Below are 14,684 nucleotides of genomic sequence, written 5' to 3'. Positions count from 1 at the left end.
TGTCAGTATAATATATATATAATAAGGTAGAGGTCATGAATATCAAGACATCATTCATCGCTATGGCAGCAATGTTATCAATGGGCGTGCAGGCACAGACCGCACAGCAGGTAGGTATGGTCAAGGAGCAGACAGGCGACAAGGGACTCACCCTTGAAGACATCAACTTTGGCGGCAGAAACTTCCACAACATGCGTGTGCAGAACCGCTGGTGCACCTGGTGGGGCAACCAGCTGGTGCGTCAGGATGCCGAGGCCTGCTTCATCGTAGACAAGAAGAGCGGCAAGGAGCGCCGTCTCTTTGCCATCAATGAGGTAAACCAGTGGGCTGGTCCCACCAAGAGCCGCAAGGTACACTCGCTCTACAACGCGCAGTTCCCCTATGCCGACAAGAGCATCGTGGTCATCCGCGAAGGACACACGATATACACCTTTGACTTCAAGAAGAAGGCACTGCTCTGCGAGCGCCAGATAGATGGCGATATCCTCGAGACCTGTGCTGCCAGCGAGGCTGTGGCATATCTCAAGGACGACAACCTCTATGTGCAGCGCGGCGTGAAGGAGTGGCAGCTCTCTGCCGACGGTTCGCGCAACATCGTCTACGGACAGAGCGTACACCGCGATGAGTTTGGCATACACAAGGGCACCTTCTGGAGTCCCGACGGTACGCGTTTGGCCTTCTACCGCATGGACCAGTCGATGGTGACCGACTATCCCCAGGTCAACATCCCTGAAATCAACTTCAACCACCCCGAGACCGAGAGCTGCATAGCCACCGCCGCTCCCGACAAGTATCCCATGACCGGCGAGACTTCTCACAAGGTGACCGTGGGAGTCTTTGACCTCAACACCGGCAAAACCGTCTATCTCAAAGCCGGCGACCCCACTGACCGCTACTTCACCAACATCGCCTGGAGCGCCGACGGCAGCAAGGTCTATATGTTTGAACTCAACCGCGACCAGAACGACAGCCGTCTCACCTGTTACGACGCACAGACAGGCGAAAAGAGCGGCGAGCTCTATCGTGAGACCGACGAGAAATACGTAGAGCCGCAGAACCCCATCATGTTCCTGCCTTGGGACAGTTCCACCTTTATCATGCAGAGCCGTTGCGACGGTTACAACCACCTCTACCTCTGCTCCATCGGCAAGCATGGCAGTCGTATGGCTGGCAATACCGAGTCGGTAGACATCAAGCCCCTCACCCAGGGCGAGTGGGAAGTGTTTGAGGTGGTAGGCTTCAACGCCCGTCGCAAGAGTGTCATCATCACCGGCAATGCCCTCAGTCCTATCCAGAAGAACGTGTTCATGGTAGACTGTGTTACCGGCAAGCGCACCCTCATCGACGCCAATGGCGAGGGCTGGCACAGTGCCCAGATAAGCAGTGACGGTCAGTACCTCTATGACTCTTACACTACACCTGACACCCCTCGCAATATCGCCATCATCAATGTAGACAACGGCAAGAAGCTCGACTACTTCTCTGCCCCCGACCCCTGGAAGGGTTATCGCGTGCCCGAGTACAGTTGTGGTACGGTGAAGGCAGCTGATGGTACCACCGACCTCTACTGGCGTATGGTCAAGCCCACAGGCTTCGACCCCGCCAAGAAGTATCCCGCCATCGTCTATGTCTATGGCGGTCCCCACGCCCACAATGTCGAAGCAAGCTGGCACTATGGCAGCCGCAGTTGGGAGACATATATGGCCGACAAGGGCTATCTGCTCTACATCCTCGACAATCGCGGCAGCGAGCATCGTGGCAAAGCCTTTGAGCAGGTTACGTTCCGCCAGTTGGGTCAGGAAGAGATGAAAGACCAGATGAAAGGTGTGGAATATCTGAAGAGCCTTCCCTATGTCGATGGAGACAAAATCGGCGTTCACGGATGGAGCTTCGGCGGATTTATGACCATCTCGCTGATGACCAATTACCCCGACGTGTTCAAGGTAGGCGTGGCCGGTGGTCCCGTCATCGACTGGCACTGGTACGAGGTGATGTATGGCGAGCGCTACATGGACACCCCGCAGACTAACCCTGAAGGCTACAAGAAGACATCGCTGCTCTACAAGGCCAAGGACCTCAAGGGCAAGCTCCAGATTATCACCGGCTACAACGACCCTACCGTCGTGCCTCAGCACTGCCTCACCTTCCTCAAGGCATGTATCGCCGCCGGCACCCAGCCCGACTTCTTTGCCTATCCCGGTGAACCCCACAACATGCGCGGTCATCAGAGTACCCATCTCCATGAGCGCATCAGTCAGTACTTCTTTGACTATCTCAAGTAAAGACATAAACCTATAATTCATATACAGTCATGAAGATATTATTGTTAGGAAGCGGCGGCCGCGAACACGCCTTGGCCTGGAAAATCGCTCAAAGCGAGAAAGTGGAGAACCTCTTTATCGCTCCCGGAAACGCCGGTACGGCCGGTGTGGGGCAGAATGTGGCTATCAAGGCCGATGATTTTGAGTCGCTCAAGCAGTTTGTCGCCGACAACGGTGTGGATATGGTTGTGGTAGGCCCCGAAGACCCGCTGGTCAAGGGCATCTACGACGACTTCAAGGCCGACGAGCGTACTGCCGGTGTGCCCGTGATAGGTCCCTCCAAGGCCGGTGCCGTGCTCGAGGGCAGCAAGGACTTTGCCAAGCAGTTTATGAAGCGCCACAATATCCCCACGGCACGCTACGAGACCTTCGACGGTACCACCCTTGATGAAGGCTTGAAGTTTCTCGAAACCCTCAAGGCTCCCTACGTGCTCAAGGCCGACGGACTTTGTGCCGGCAAGGGTGTGCTCATCCTCCCCACGCTCGACGAAGCCAAGAAAGAGCTGCGCGAGATGCTCGGCGGTATGTTCGGTAATGCCTCTGCGCGTGTGGTCATCGAAGAATTCCTCAGCGGTATCGAGTGCTCTGTGTTTGTGCTTACCGACGGCAAGAACTATAAGGTCCTGCCCGAGGCCAAGGACTACAAGCGTATCGGCGAGGGTGATACCGGTCTGAATACAGGCGGTATGGGCAGTGTTACGCCCGTTCCCTTTGCCACCGAGGCATGGATGAAGAAGGTGGAAGACCGCATCATCCGTCCTACAGTCGATGGCCTCGCCGAGGAAGGTATCGACTACAAAGGCTTCATCTTCTTCGGACTCATCAATGTCGATGGCGAGCCTATGGTGATAGAATACAACTGCCGTATGGGTGACCCCGAGACCGAGAGCGTCATGCTGAGGCTGAAGAGCGACATCGTGGACCTCTTTGAGGGTGTTGCCGAGGGCAATCTGGCTGATCGCAAGATAGAGTTTGATCCTCGCGCAGCCGTATGCATCATGCTCGTCAGCGGCGGATACCCCGAGCACTACGAGAAAGGTTATCCCATTAGCGGTATCGACAGCGTGGAGGGCAGCATCGTCTTCCATAGCGGTACGGCAGTCAAAGACGGCGAAGTGGTCACTGCCGGTGGCCGCGTGATAGCTGTCTCGTCGTACGGCAAAGACCGTGAAGAAGCCCTCCGCAAGAGTTTCGGTGAAGCCCAGAAGATACAGTTCAAGGACAAGTACTTCAGAAGCGACATCGGTCAGGACCTCAAGTGACACAAGCATAACCCCCAGGCTCTCTGCCGTGACCTGCGGCAGGGAGCAGACAAGAGTAACGAATGAAACGGATACAGAACAGATTAGCCGAAAGCAGATATGCGCTGCCCTTCGTGGCAGTGGTAGCCGTGGCGGTATACCTGGCTGCCGGGCTCTTTACCCACAATCTGTGGGCGGAGTTCGGCATGCTCATACTCGCCACCTACCTCATGGTGCTGATGAACAACCATCACGCCCTCATACGCATCTATAGCCGTATGGTTTCCTGTGCGTTTCTCGTGTTCAGCATGACGACGCTCTTCCTGTTCCCCCACATCCAGAGTGGCGTCGCGGCTTTGGGGTTTGCCACCTTCTACACGCTCCTCTTCCATTCCTATCAGGACAAGCAGGCCACGGGCATTGTCTTCTATGCCTTTGTCTGTCTGGGAGTGGTCTCCATGATATGGATGCGTGTGCTCTGGCTGTTGCCGGTGCTATGGATATTGCTCGCCACCAAGATGCTGGCTTTCAGCAGTCGCACTCTGCTGGCGTCACTCATGGGGCTGACGCTCCCTTATTGGCTTGTGGGTTGCTATCTGGTCTATACCCACAGACTGACAGAGCATACAGACTATCTGCTGACGATTGCGAGCGTCGACGCGTTGGCCGGCTTCGCCTCCCTCCCGCTCATGGTCACCCTGACCATCATCTTTGTGCTGCTGATGGGTGTGCTGGGAATGTGCCATTATCTCCATACGAGTTACAATGACCGTATCAGCACCCGTATGATTTATGAGTTCCTGGTTATCATGCAGATTGTGCTGAGTGTGTTTATCGTCCTGCAGCCCCAGAGCTATGCTGCGCTGCTCCCGTTGCTCATCGTCAACACCTCGCCGCTGATTGCCCATTTCCTGGCGCTCAGCCACACCAAAACCAGTAATGTCACTTTCCTTGTCATCGCCGCCGCCAGTGTGGCGTTAATCCTTTGCAACTTAGTATTATGTTGATAGATTTCGGCTATTGGGGCATGCTGCTGTCCTCGTTCCTTGCTGGAAGTGTCTTCCCCTTCTCCAGTGAAGCCATCATGTTGGGCTTGCTGGCGGCAGGCCTTAATCCGGTCTATCTGATTATCTATGCCACGATAGGCAATGTAGCTGGCTCCATGTTCAATTACGGCGTAGGCCGTATGGGTAAGATGGAGTGGATAGAGAAGTACCTCCACATCAAGAAGGAGAAGGTGGAACGGGCGCAGAGGTTCCTTTCCGGCCACGGCGCATGGCTTGGCGTCTTCTCGTTTCTGCCTGTATTGGGCAGCGCCATCAGCGTGGCATTGGGATTGATGAAGGCCAATCTCTGCATTACATTTACCAGCATCACCCTGGGCAAGTTGATACGCTACATAGCCCTTGCCGCAGGCGCTTCATTAGTAATATGACATATTATGCGAATCCCTACATCTCTTTTATTCCTTGCGGGCGTAGTGCTATTGGGTTCTTGCAGCATGAAAAGTGCTGAAGACACGCGCTCCATCATTGTCAGTATCGAGCCTTTGCGCTATTTCACCGAGCAGATAGCCGGCGACAGGTTTGTCGTCAAGTCGATGGTGCCCAAGGGCAGCAACCCCGAGACCTACGAGCCCACCGCGCGCCAGATGATAGACCTCTCCAAGAGCGACATGTATATTAAGGTAGGGCAGATAGGCTTTGAGCGTGCCTGGATGAAGAAACTTGAGAAGAACGCGCCCCATACCATCGTCATCGACTCTTCCCAGGGGATAGAGATGGCCACGACCATGCACGGACATCCCGACCCTCACACCTGGATGAGCACCCAGAACGCTGTGATCATCGCCCGCAACATCTACCGTGCCCTCGCGGCGGTAGACACCAAGGACAGCCTCTACTTCAAGGCCAACCTTGAGAACCTCGTCAGCCGTATCAACATCCTCGATACCCATATCCGCGAGCAGATTACCCGCGACAAGTCCACAGCCTTCCTTGTCTACCACCCATCACTCACTTATTTCGCCCGAGACTACCGTCTGCGCCAGATACCCATTGAAGAGGAAGGACGCGAACCCTCTGTGTCGCAGTTGATGGCCACCATCAAGGTAGCCAAGGACAACCAGGTGAAGTGCCTCTTTCTCCAGAAGGAGTTTGCCAACCGCAATACGCGCATCGTAGCCCGTGAGACCGGCGCTACGGTCATCACCATCAATCCCCTCAGTTATAACTGGGAAGACGAGATGCTCCTCACCGCCAAGCGGTTGAAGTAGCCGCTCGCCCCAATCATCCACAGCTATCACATCCACAACCATGAGTCCCATTATCACCCTCGACAACATCAGCGCCAGTTATGACGGCAAGTCTGTATTGGAGCATGTCTCTCTCCAGATTTACCCTCACGACTATCTGGCTGTCATCGGTCCCAACGGCGGTGGCAAGACTACGCTCATGCGTGTCATCCTCGGACTCAAGAAACCCGATGCCGGACGCGTGGCTTTCTTCCGCGACGGCGAGGCTGTCGACCACCTCGGCATAGGCTATCTCCCCCAGTACAGTCAGATAGACCGTCATTTCCCCATCTCCGTCTACGACATTGTAGCCTCTGGTCTGAAGACCCGCCACTGGTGGCAGCGCCGCCTCGATGCCCATCAGCGTCGCCAGATTGACGACACCCTCTCCCGCCTTGAACTCGGCGACTTGGCCCGTCGTCATGTAGGCCAGCTCTCTGGTGGCCAGCTTCAGCGCGTGTTGCTTGCGCGTGCTGTCGTCTCCAACCCCGAGGTGCTTATCCTTGACGAGCCCAATACCTACATCGACAAGCGCTTTCAGGAGCAGATGTACCAGACCCTTGCCGAACTCAACCGCTCCTGCGCCATCGTCATCGTGAGCCACGACATTGCCACCGTGATTGACAATGCCCGCCATGTGGCGTGTGTCAACCACACTCTCCACTACCACGATACCGTTTCGATGCCCCATGAGAGAATCGAAGAGCATTTCCTCAATATTTGACCTATCTGTGACCATGTCTGTCACGCGGAAATGTAAAAACTGATTAAAAAGAACACATCCTTTTCATTTTCTTTATCATTACTGCACTTTCTTGCACGAAAAGCAGTAACTTTGCAAGTATATATAGGCCCGAAATTATTAATAATTACATAATAACAATGAAACAGTACAAAATTGTGGACAATATTCTCGGCTGGTTTACATTCCTTGTGGCAGCTGTAGTCTATTGTTCTACCATTGAGCCGACTGCCTCGTTCTGGGACTGTCCGGAGTTTATCACCACCGGCTACAAGATGGAGATAGGCCATCCACCTGGGGCACCATTCTTCATGCTCACCGCCAACCTCTTCACCCAGTTTGTAAGCGACCCGTCTATGGTGGCCCGCATGGTCAACACCATGAGTGCGCTGCTCAGCGCCACCACCATTCTCTTCCTTTTCTGGAGTATCACCCACCTTACGCGCAGGCTGATAATCAAGGACTGGAGCAATATGACCACCAGCCGCATGATAGCCATCGAGGCATCTGGTCTGGTAGGTGCGCTTATCTATACCTTCAGTGATACCTTCTGGTTCTCTGCAGTCGAGGGCGAGGTCTACGCTTATTCTTCCGCCTTCACCGCCATTGTGTTCTGGCTTATCCTCAAGTGGGAAGACCACGCCGATGAGCCCCACTCCGACCGTTGGCTTGTACTGATAACCTATATGACCGGCTTGAGCATCGGCGTACACCTGCTCAACCTGCTGTGTATTCCCGCCATCGTGCTGGTGTTCACCTACCGCAAGTTCCCCAATGTCGAGCTCAAGGGTTCGCTTATTGCCCTCGCCATCTCGTTTGTCCTGGTGGCAGCAGTGCTTTACGGTGTCGTGCCTGGCATCATCACCGTGGGCGGATGGTTTGAGTTGCTGTTTGTCAACGTGCTTGGCTGTCCGTTCAATACCGGCGAGATTATCTATCTGATACTCCTTGTGGGCACCGTGATATGGGCCATCTACGAGACCTATACCAACCGTCACCCCAAGCTCCAGAATGTGGCATTCCTGCTCTCTGTGGCATTGTTGGGCATCCCCTTCTACGGTTTCGGCATCAAGGCAGCCGTGACCGGAGCCATCGTGCTCGCCATCCTGTGGTTCGTGCTCAACTACAAGCGTAAGGGCAGTGCCGGCAAGGCCGTGCATCTCGTGTCATCGCGTATCAAGAACACCGCGCTGCTCTGCATGCTGATGCTCATGATAGGCTACTCGAGCTACGCGCTCATCGTCATCCGCTCGGCAGCCAATCCTCCTATGGACCAGAACTCTCCCGAGGACATCTTCACCCTCGGCAGCTATCTCAGCCGCGACCAGTATGGCGACAGCCCGCTGCTCTACGGCCAGGCTTACACCTCTGAGGTGGCCCTCGATGAGAAAGACGGCATGTGTGTGCCTCGTATGAAGACGGGCGCGCCCATCTACAGCCGTAAGGAGAAGAGCAGTGAAGACGAGAAGGACTCTTACTTCATTGTCAATACCAAAGACCGCTATGTCTATGCCCAGAATATGGTTTTCCCACGTATGCACGACCGTGCCCATGCCCAGGAGTATGAAGACTGGATGGGTGGCGTTCAGGGCGATATCGTCAACTACGACCGCTGTGGCCAACCCGTGCAGGTTAAGGTCCCCTCGCAGTGGGATAACCTCAAGTTCTTCTTTTCTTACCAGTGCAACTTCATGTATTGGCGTTATTTCATGTGGAACTTTGCCGGTCGTCAGAACGATATTCAGGGCCACGGCGCTCTGGAGAAGGGTAACTGGATTACTGGTTTCAAATGGTTTGACAACTGGCGTCTCGGCAATCAGGACAACCTGCCCGACGACCTGAAGAACAATAAGGGACACAACGTATTCTACTGTCTGCCTCTCCTTATCGGTATCATCGGACTCTTCTGGCAGCTCTTCCGCGGACGCCGGGGCGAGCGCCAGTTCTGGGTAGTGGCATTCCTGTTCTTCATGACCGGTCTCGCCATCGTCATCTATCTCAACCAGACTCCCGGACAGCCCCGAGAGCGCGACTATGCTTATGCCGGCTCGTTCTATGCCTTCGCCATCTGGTGTGGTATGGGCGTCGCTGCCATCATCGACATGATTGCGCGCCGCTTCAAGAAGGAGAGCGTCATCATCAGCAGCGTTGTAGGTGCCGTGTGTCTGCTCATCCCCGTGCAGATGGCCAGCCAGACCTGGGACGACCACGACCGCAGTGGCCGATACACCTGCCGCGACTTCGGACAGAACTACCTCAACACCCTGCAGGACAAGGGCAACCCCATCATCTTCACCAATGGTGACAACGATACCTTCCCACTCTGGTACAACCAGGATGTAGAGGGCGTGCGTACCGATGCGCGCGTCTGCAACCTCAGTTATCTTGCTACCGACTGGTATATCGACCAGATGCGCCGTCCCGCCTACACCTCTCCTTCACTCCCCATCACCTGGAACCGTCTCCAGTACTGTATCGGTACCAACGACTATGTCGAAGTGCGTCCCGAGCTCAAGGAGCAGGTGCTTAAGTTCTATGAGCAGGACAAGGAAGAGGCTGTCAAGACCTTCGGCGAGAACCCCTTCGAGCTGAAGAACATCATGCAGCATTGGGTTCTGAGCAACGACCCCACCACCCATGTCATCCCCACCGACACCGTCTATGTCACCATCGACAAGGACGCCGTGCGCCGTAGCGGTATGATGATGGTCTCTGACTCTATCCCCGACCGGATGGTCATCTCGCTCAAGGGCAAGCGCGCGCTCTACAAGAACGACCTCATGATGCTCGAGATGGTGGCCAACAGCCAGTGGACACGTCCTATCTATGTCGCCATGACCGTGGGCGAAGACAACTACATGAACCTTGGCGACAACTTCATCCAGGAGGGCTTGGCTTATCGTATCTCTCCATTCACCACCAAGGACGGCAACAACTTCGACACCGAGACTACATATAATAATGTAATGAACCGCTACAAGTTTGGCGGTCTCGAGAAGCCCGGCATCTATCTCGACGAGACAGTTCGCCGCATGTGCTACACCCATCGACAGCTTATGGCTACCCTTGCGCTCAAACTTATCACCGAGGGCAAGACCGACAAGGCAGCAAAGGTGCTTGCCAAGGCCGAGAAGTGTCTTCCCACCTACAACCTGCCCCTGCGCTATATCGGCGGAGGCGGCGACATCGCCAGGGCGTATGCCCTCCTCGGTGCCAAGGCGAAGGCCAAGAAGATTATCAACGACCTCTGGCGCGACGCCACCCAGTACATGTCGTGGTATGTCACCCTCAACGACGCCAACTTCCACCAGTACTACAACGAGTGTCTCACCCAGCTCTATATCATGCAGCAGATAGTCGATGTGACCGAACTCGTGGACAGCAAGCTCGCCAAGGAGCAGCTCCGTCAGCTCAACGTGCTCTACACCATCTACCGCAACCGTGGTGGTGTTGACCCTAATGCCGAAGGATAGTCATGTTTATCGAGCAACCCTCTACGTTTCTGCGCTGGCTTTACCCTAAAGCCGTGTGGAGAATGAACTCTCACGAGAAGGCCGTCTATCTCACGTTCGACGACGGCCCTCTCCCGGAGACTACACCCTTTATTCTCGACACGCTGAGGGAGTTCGGAGTGCGCGCCACTTTCTTTATGGTGGGTGAGAACGTGTTGCGACACCATGACCTGTACAACCGCATCGTTGAGGAGGGCCACCAGGTGGGCAACCACACCTTCAACCACCTGGGTTCGTTCAAGCACATGAGCATTACCTATGCCCTCAATGTCATCAAGGCCAACGAGCTCATCCACGCCCATCTCTTCAGGCCGCCCCACGGCTGGATGCGCCCCACGGTCTATTGGTGGGTAAACCGCAAGTATCGCATCATCATGTGGGATGTCGTCACCCGCGACTATTCCAAGTGGATAACAGCCGAGGACGTGCTCAACAATGTAAAGCGATATACCCGCAACGGGTCTATCATTACCTTTCACGATTCGCTCAAGAGCATCGACAAGTTGCATTATGCCTTGCCCGAAGCTCTGAGATGGTTAAAAGAACAAGGATATGAATTCCGAGTTTTCAAATAAGTTAAAAGCCGAGGCCCGCAGTCTCGGCTTTTTTGCTTGTGGCATAGCCCAGGCGCGCCCCGTCGACGATGGCTACGCCCGCCGCTTCCTTCGCCGCGTGAGCAGTCGCACTTTCGCCGATATGGAGTATATGTACCGCCATGTCGACCTGCGCCTCGACCCACGGTTGCTTGTCCCTGGCGTGCAGAGCATTGTGAGTCTGGCGTTGCCCTATGCCCCTGCTGTCGAGGTGCCTCGCGACGAGCTTCATCTGGCTGCCTACGCGCTTGGCAAAGACTATCACGATGTGATGCGCCAGCGCATGCAGCTCCTTGTAGCCCGTCTTGGTATCACCGGGGGCTACCGGTGCTTTGTCGACACAGCCCCTGTGCTCGAGCAGTATTGGGCGCAGCAGAGTGGGATAGGATGGATAGGCCGCAACCAGCAACTCATCATCCCCCACGCCGGCAGCCAGTTCTTCCTCGGAGAGATATTCCTCGACATTCTCCTCGACTACGACGAGCCCATGGCCTCACGTTGTGGCACCTGCGACCGTTGTCTGCAGGCTTGTCCTACCCACGCCATCCATCTCGACGACGACGGCGAGGCCACGATGGACGCCTGCCGCTGTCTCAGTTATCAGACCATCGAAAACTGTGGTCCCCTCTCCGACGAGGCATCCCGTGCGCTCGGCAACTGCTTCTATGGCTGCGACCGCTGCCAGCAAGCCTGCCCCTGGAACCGTTTCGCGCAGCCCACTGATGTGCCCGAGTTCCAGCCCTCACAAGAGTTGATGGCGATGACCACCGCAGACTGGCAGCAGCTGACCGAAGACGACTATCGCCGGCTCTTCAAGGGCAGCGCCGTGAAGCGCGCCAAGTATGCCGGCATCATCCGCAATATCGCCGCAGCCACTGCCGACGACTGACCTCGCCATCCACCCTGTTTCCCCGTTCATGCCTGATATCCTCCTGTCTGGCGCCGTCCCGATGGCGCCCGTGCCCATCTGCGCCGAGATGGCATAAAAGTTGGATGCGAAGCGTGAAATGGTGAAATCAAACTTTGCAATGTGCAAATCAGAGTGGGAAATACAGAAATCAAACCACGAAATCAGGATTTTCGCCATCTCCTGGTTTTATGCCGTCATCGACCGCATGATGGTGACGGTGAGCACCAGTCAGAGGGCAACCCCTGATGGGCTGGGCAGAGTGGCGCGATGGGCGTCTGTCGTGGCTCACTCTCGCCGCAGCGATGCCTTGGCGCCCACATTAAGTGCGCCGTCTTCATAATAAATCGGCATATTCTGCGTTTATATGATATAGTCATACAAGTACAAACAAGTCAGCCGCTTCGAGGCTCAGCCTGCGCCCTTTGCGCCCCGCACAGCCAGGCCAAGAGCCCGTGGAGAAATGGGGCGGGCATGACTGCTCCCGACAGATATATGGAACATACATCCTACAAGCATATCCTCAAATACACCAGCGTGTTTGGCACCATCCAGGGACTCAATATCCTGGTGGCGATGATACGCAACAAGCTCGTGGCGGTAATCCTCGGTCCCGGGGGCATGGGCCTTATCGCCCTCTTCAACTCCACCCTCAAGCTGGTGGGCGACTCTACCAACATGGGTGTGCCCACGAGCGGTGTGAAGACCATCGCCGAGGCTTATGAGAGCAACGACCGCCGCAGGTTGGAAGAGAGCGTGTGCCTGATACGCTCCTGGAGCGTGATGGTGGCGCTGCTGGGTATGCTCGTGTGCGTGATGGCAGCTCCGTTTATCGACAGTTTCTCCTTCAACTGGGGCGCCCACACCCTCCATTATCTGCTGCTCTCGCCCACCGTGGCGCTTATGGCACTTACCGGAGGCGAGATGGCAGTGCTCAAGGCCGTCAGACAGTTGGGCTCGTTGGCTCGCATCTCGGTCTACAATGTCTTTGCCGTGCTGGTGGTCACCATCCCCCTCTATTACCTCTATGGCGAGACTGCCATCGTGCCCTCGCTCTTCCTTGCAGCCCTCATACAGGCTGTGCTGACCCTCTGGCGTTCATGCCGTCTCTTCCCTCTGTGCCTCTCCTTCAGCCGCCGCTTTCTCAGCCGTGGCAACGGCATGCTCAAACTGGGGCTTTCGTTTGTCGTAGCCGGCATGATGGGCAGCGGCATGGAGTTTGCCATCCGCTCATTCCTCAATGTGGCGGGCTCGCTCAACACCGTGGGCCTCTACAATGCAGGCTACATGATGACGATGACCTATGGCGGCATGGTGTTCTCGGCCATGGAGACCGACTACTATCCCCGCCTCTCTGCTGTCGGCGGCACGGGGGCTGCCCTCAACAGCTGCGTGAACCGCCAGATAGAGGTGTCGCTGCTCATCATGGCGCCCCTGCTCGTGGCGATGATGTTCGCCCTGCCCGTGCTGCTCCCCCTGCTCTTCAGCGGCAAGTTTCTGCCCGTGATTGGCATGATGCAGTTCTCGGTGATGGCCCTTTTCCTGCGCGCAGTCAAACTGCCCGTCGCCTATATCCCCTTGGGAAGAGGCGACTCGCGGTCGTTCATGTTTATGGAGGGCGTCTATGTGGTGATGATACTGCCCTTGATGTATGTCTGCTTTGGCTGCTGGGGTCTCACCGGTACCGGTGTGGCGCTGCTCATCGGTGCCGTGCTCGACACCGTGCTGCTGATGGCCTACAACCGTTGGCGCTACGGCTACCGTCCCGATGGTCGGGTGGCTGTATGTGTGGCTATGCAGCTGCCGGCAGTCATTGCCGCCTATGCCGTGGTGACTCTCGCCACGGGGTGGGTCTACTGGGTGGCCGCCATAGCGCTGGCCCTCGCCAGTCTTGTCGTCTCGCTCTGGCTCTTGCGCCGCCGCAACCGTCAGGACCACAATCAGGGAGGACGGCAGTGATGGTCAGACCTGTATGCTCCGTAATCGTGGCTGTGTACAACGGCGCCGCCTTTCTGCCCCAGTGTCTCGACTCGCTTATGGCGCAGACACTCGATGGGGTAGAGGTGATAGTGGCCGATGACGCTTCGACCGACACCACGCCCGAGGTGCTGGCTGACTATGCCGCCCGCTATGACACTATCCGCACCCTGCGACTCGACGAAAACCACGGCCAGGCCTATGCCCGCAACCAGGCGCTGAAGTTGGCGCAGGGCGACTATATCTGCTTCCTCGATGCCGACGACTGGTACGATCGTGACGCCCTGAGACAGGCTGTCGATGTGTTCAGCCGCCATGCGCATACCGACTGCGTGCTCTTTGATGTGGTGCAGTGGTTTGACGACCAACATCAGCAGCGCATCCCCCTGCCGCAGTTTGAGGTGATGAGCGGCTACGAAGCCTTCAGTGAGAGTCTGTCGTGGGCCATCCACGGAGTCTATATGGCGCGCCGCGCCCTCTACGACCGCTATCCCTACGACGACAGTTGCCGCGCCTATAGCGACGACAATACCACCCGGCTGCACTACTACATCTCGCGCGAGGTGAGACCCTGTGGCGGGCTCTACTACTACCGTCAGCACGAGGCGTCGGTGACCCACAAGGCAGGCCTCCGTCACTTTGACTATCTGCGCGCCAACGAGAGCATGCGCCGACAGCTGATAGACCTGGCCGTAGGCGACGACGTGCTGCGCCGCTATGAGAACCAGCGCTGGCTGGTGCTCGTCGACTGCTGGCGCTTCTATTTCATCCACCGCCAGCATATGACTCCCCATGACCGTAGGGCTGCTCGGGCAGAGATGAAGCGCGTGTGGAAGACCATAGATACCACCACACTGGAGCCCCGCAACAAGTGGAAACTGGGTTATATGCCCCTGCGCCCCTCGTGGCGTCTCTTCTGCCTTCAGGAAGAACTCTATTTCACGCTCAAACGCTGGCTGCGACGGCTCTGACAGCTGCTCTGCCGGGCATGGAGACAGGGGCGAACTTACCATTTGTCACAAAAAGTGTGTGTCTTAATGAAAAAAAAGTTAACCTCTACCAAAAAATGCCGCTACTCAGGGCGTTTCTTGATTATAA

At 56.1% G+C, this 14,684-nt stretch carries 12 protein-coding genes; all 12 read left to right on the top strand.

What is annotated here, in order from left to right; genetic code table 11:
• Positions 1-35 precede the first annotated feature (35 nt).
• The 12 genes from CIK94_RS09695 to CIK94_RS09640 all read left to right on the top strand — a co-directional run bounded on the left by CIK94_RS09695 (position 36) and on the right by CIK94_RS09640 (position 14,557).
• Positions 36-2,282, top strand: coding sequence for a DPP IV N-terminal domain-containing protein (locus tag CIK94_RS09695; protein ID WP_094422867.1), 2,247 nt, complete (start codon positions 36-38; stop codon positions 2,280-2,282).
• A 29-nt stretch (positions 2,283-2,311) separates the two neighbouring features.
• Positions 2,312-3,583: a phosphoribosylamine--glycine ligase gene (gene purD, locus CIK94_RS09690; RefSeq protein WP_094385075.1), complete on the top strand. Its 1,272-nt coding sequence runs from the start codon at positions 2,312-2,314 to the stop codon at positions 3,581-3,583.
• Positions 3,584-3,645: 62 nt separating this feature from the next.
• The gene (locus CIK94_RS09685; protein WP_094388036.1) at positions 3,646-4,569 is read left to right on the top strand and encodes a hypothetical protein; all 924 of its coding nucleotides are present in this window, start codon (positions 3,646-3,648) and stop codon (positions 4,567-4,569) included.
• On the top strand, positions 4,563-4,997 hold the full coding sequence (locus CIK94_RS09680; RefSeq protein ID WP_094385079.1) for a YqaA family protein: 435 nt from the start codon (positions 4,563-4,565) through the stop codon (positions 4,995-4,997). The genes CIK94_RS09685 and CIK94_RS09680 overlap by 7 nt, the downstream gene beginning before the upstream one ends.
• A 66-nt stretch (positions 4,998-5,063) precedes the next feature.
• Complete coding sequence (locus CIK94_RS09675) at positions 5,064-5,837, top strand: metal ABC transporter solute-binding protein, Zn/Mn family (protein WP_254046189.1); 774 nt, start codon at positions 5,064-5,066, stop codon at positions 5,835-5,837.
• A gap of 40 nt (positions 5,838-5,877) precedes the next feature.
• Complete coding sequence (locus CIK94_RS09670) at positions 5,878-6,579, top strand: metal ABC transporter ATP-binding protein (RefSeq protein ID WP_094422865.1); 702 nt, start codon at positions 5,878-5,880, stop codon at positions 6,577-6,579.
• A 158-nt stretch (positions 6,580-6,737) separates the two neighbouring features.
• Positions 6,738-10,070, top strand: coding sequence for a protein O-mannosyl-transferase family (locus tag CIK94_RS09665; protein WP_094385083.1), 3,333 nt, complete (start codon positions 6,738-6,740; stop codon positions 10,068-10,070).
• 2 nt (positions 10,071-10,072) lie between these two features.
• Positions 10,073-10,684 carry a polysaccharide deacetylase family protein gene (locus CIK94_RS09660; protein WP_094385086.1) on the top strand — a complete coding sequence of 204 codons (612 nt, stop codon included), beginning with the start codon at positions 10,073-10,075 and terminating at the stop codon, positions 10,682-10,684.
• Positions 10,662-11,591, top strand: a complete 930-nt coding sequence (queG, locus tag CIK94_RS09655) for a tRNA epoxyqueuosine(34) reductase QueG (RefSeq protein WP_094422863.1) — start codon at positions 10,662-10,664, stop codon at positions 11,589-11,591. The genes CIK94_RS09660 and queG overlap by 23 nt, the downstream gene beginning before the upstream one ends.
• A 139-nt stretch (positions 11,592-11,730) precedes the next feature.
• Positions 11,731-11,952 carry a hypothetical protein gene (locus CIK94_RS09650; protein ID WP_144007776.1) on the top strand — a complete coding sequence of 74 codons (222 nt, stop codon included), beginning with the start codon at positions 11,731-11,733 and terminating at the stop codon, positions 11,950-11,952.
• Positions 11,953-12,104: 152 nt separating this feature from the next.
• Complete coding sequence (locus tag CIK94_RS09645; protein WP_094422859.1) at positions 12,105-13,568, top strand: oligosaccharide flippase family protein; 1,464 nt, start codon at positions 12,105-12,107, stop codon at positions 13,566-13,568.
• Positions 13,568-14,557, top strand: coding sequence for a glycosyltransferase family 2 protein (locus tag CIK94_RS09640; protein WP_094422857.1), 990 nt, complete (start codon positions 13,568-13,570; stop codon positions 14,555-14,557). The genes CIK94_RS09645 and CIK94_RS09640 overlap by 1 nt, the downstream gene beginning before the upstream one ends.
• The last annotated feature ends 127 nt before the right edge of the window (positions 14,558-14,684 follow it).

The organism is Prevotella sp. P4-51 (genome assembly GCF_002251455.1).
Taxonomy (GTDB): domain Bacteria; phylum Bacteroidota; class Bacteroidia; order Bacteroidales; family Bacteroidaceae; genus Prevotella.
This window is presented reverse-complemented; position numbering and strand designations above follow the sequence as displayed.

What these genes read in the sequence shown, in the direction of transcription:
- CIK94_RS09695 (WP_094422867.1), top strand. Translation starts at nt 36, where the DNA reads ATGAATATCAAGACATCATTCATCGCTATGGCAGCAATGTTATCAATG.
- CIK94_RS09675 (WP_254046189.1), top strand. Translation starts at nt 5,064, where the DNA reads ATGAAAAGTGCTGAAGACACGCGCTCCATCATTGTCAGTATCGAGCCT.
- CIK94_RS09660 (WP_094385086.1), top strand. Translation starts at nt 10,073, where the DNA reads ATGTTTATCGAGCAACCCTCTACGTTTCTGCGCTGGCTTTACCCTAAA.
- CIK94_RS09670 (WP_094422865.1), top strand. Translation starts at nt 5,878, where the DNA reads ATGAGTCCCATTATCACCCTCGACAACATCAGCGCCAGTTATGACGGC.
- CIK94_RS09645 (WP_094422859.1), top strand. Translation starts at nt 12,105, where the DNA reads ATGGAACATACATCCTACAAGCATATCCTCAAATACACCAGCGTGTTT.
- queG (WP_094422863.1), top strand. Translation starts at nt 10,662, where the DNA reads ATGAATTCCGAGTTTTCAAATAAGTTAAAAGCCGAGGCCCGCAGTCTC.
- CIK94_RS09665 (WP_094385083.1), top strand. Translation starts at nt 6,738, where the DNA reads ATGAAACAGTACAAAATTGTGGACAATATTCTCGGCTGGTTTACATTC.
- purD (WP_094385075.1), top strand. Translation starts at nt 2,312, where the DNA reads ATGAAGATATTATTGTTAGGAAGCGGCGGCCGCGAACACGCCTTGGCC.
- CIK94_RS09640 (WP_094422857.1), top strand. Translation starts at nt 13,568, where the DNA reads ATGGTCAGACCTGTATGCTCCGTAATCGTGGCTGTGTACAACGGCGCC.
- CIK94_RS09650 (WP_144007776.1), top strand. Translation starts at nt 11,731, where the DNA reads ATGTGCAAATCAGAGTGGGAAATACAGAAATCAAACCACGAAATCAGG.
- CIK94_RS09680 (WP_094385079.1), top strand. Translation starts at nt 4,563, where the DNA reads ATGTTGATAGATTTCGGCTATTGGGGCATGCTGCTGTCCTCGTTCCTT.
- CIK94_RS09685 (WP_094388036.1), top strand. Translation starts at nt 3,646, where the DNA reads ATGAAACGGATACAGAACAGATTAGCCGAAAGCAGATATGCGCTGCCC.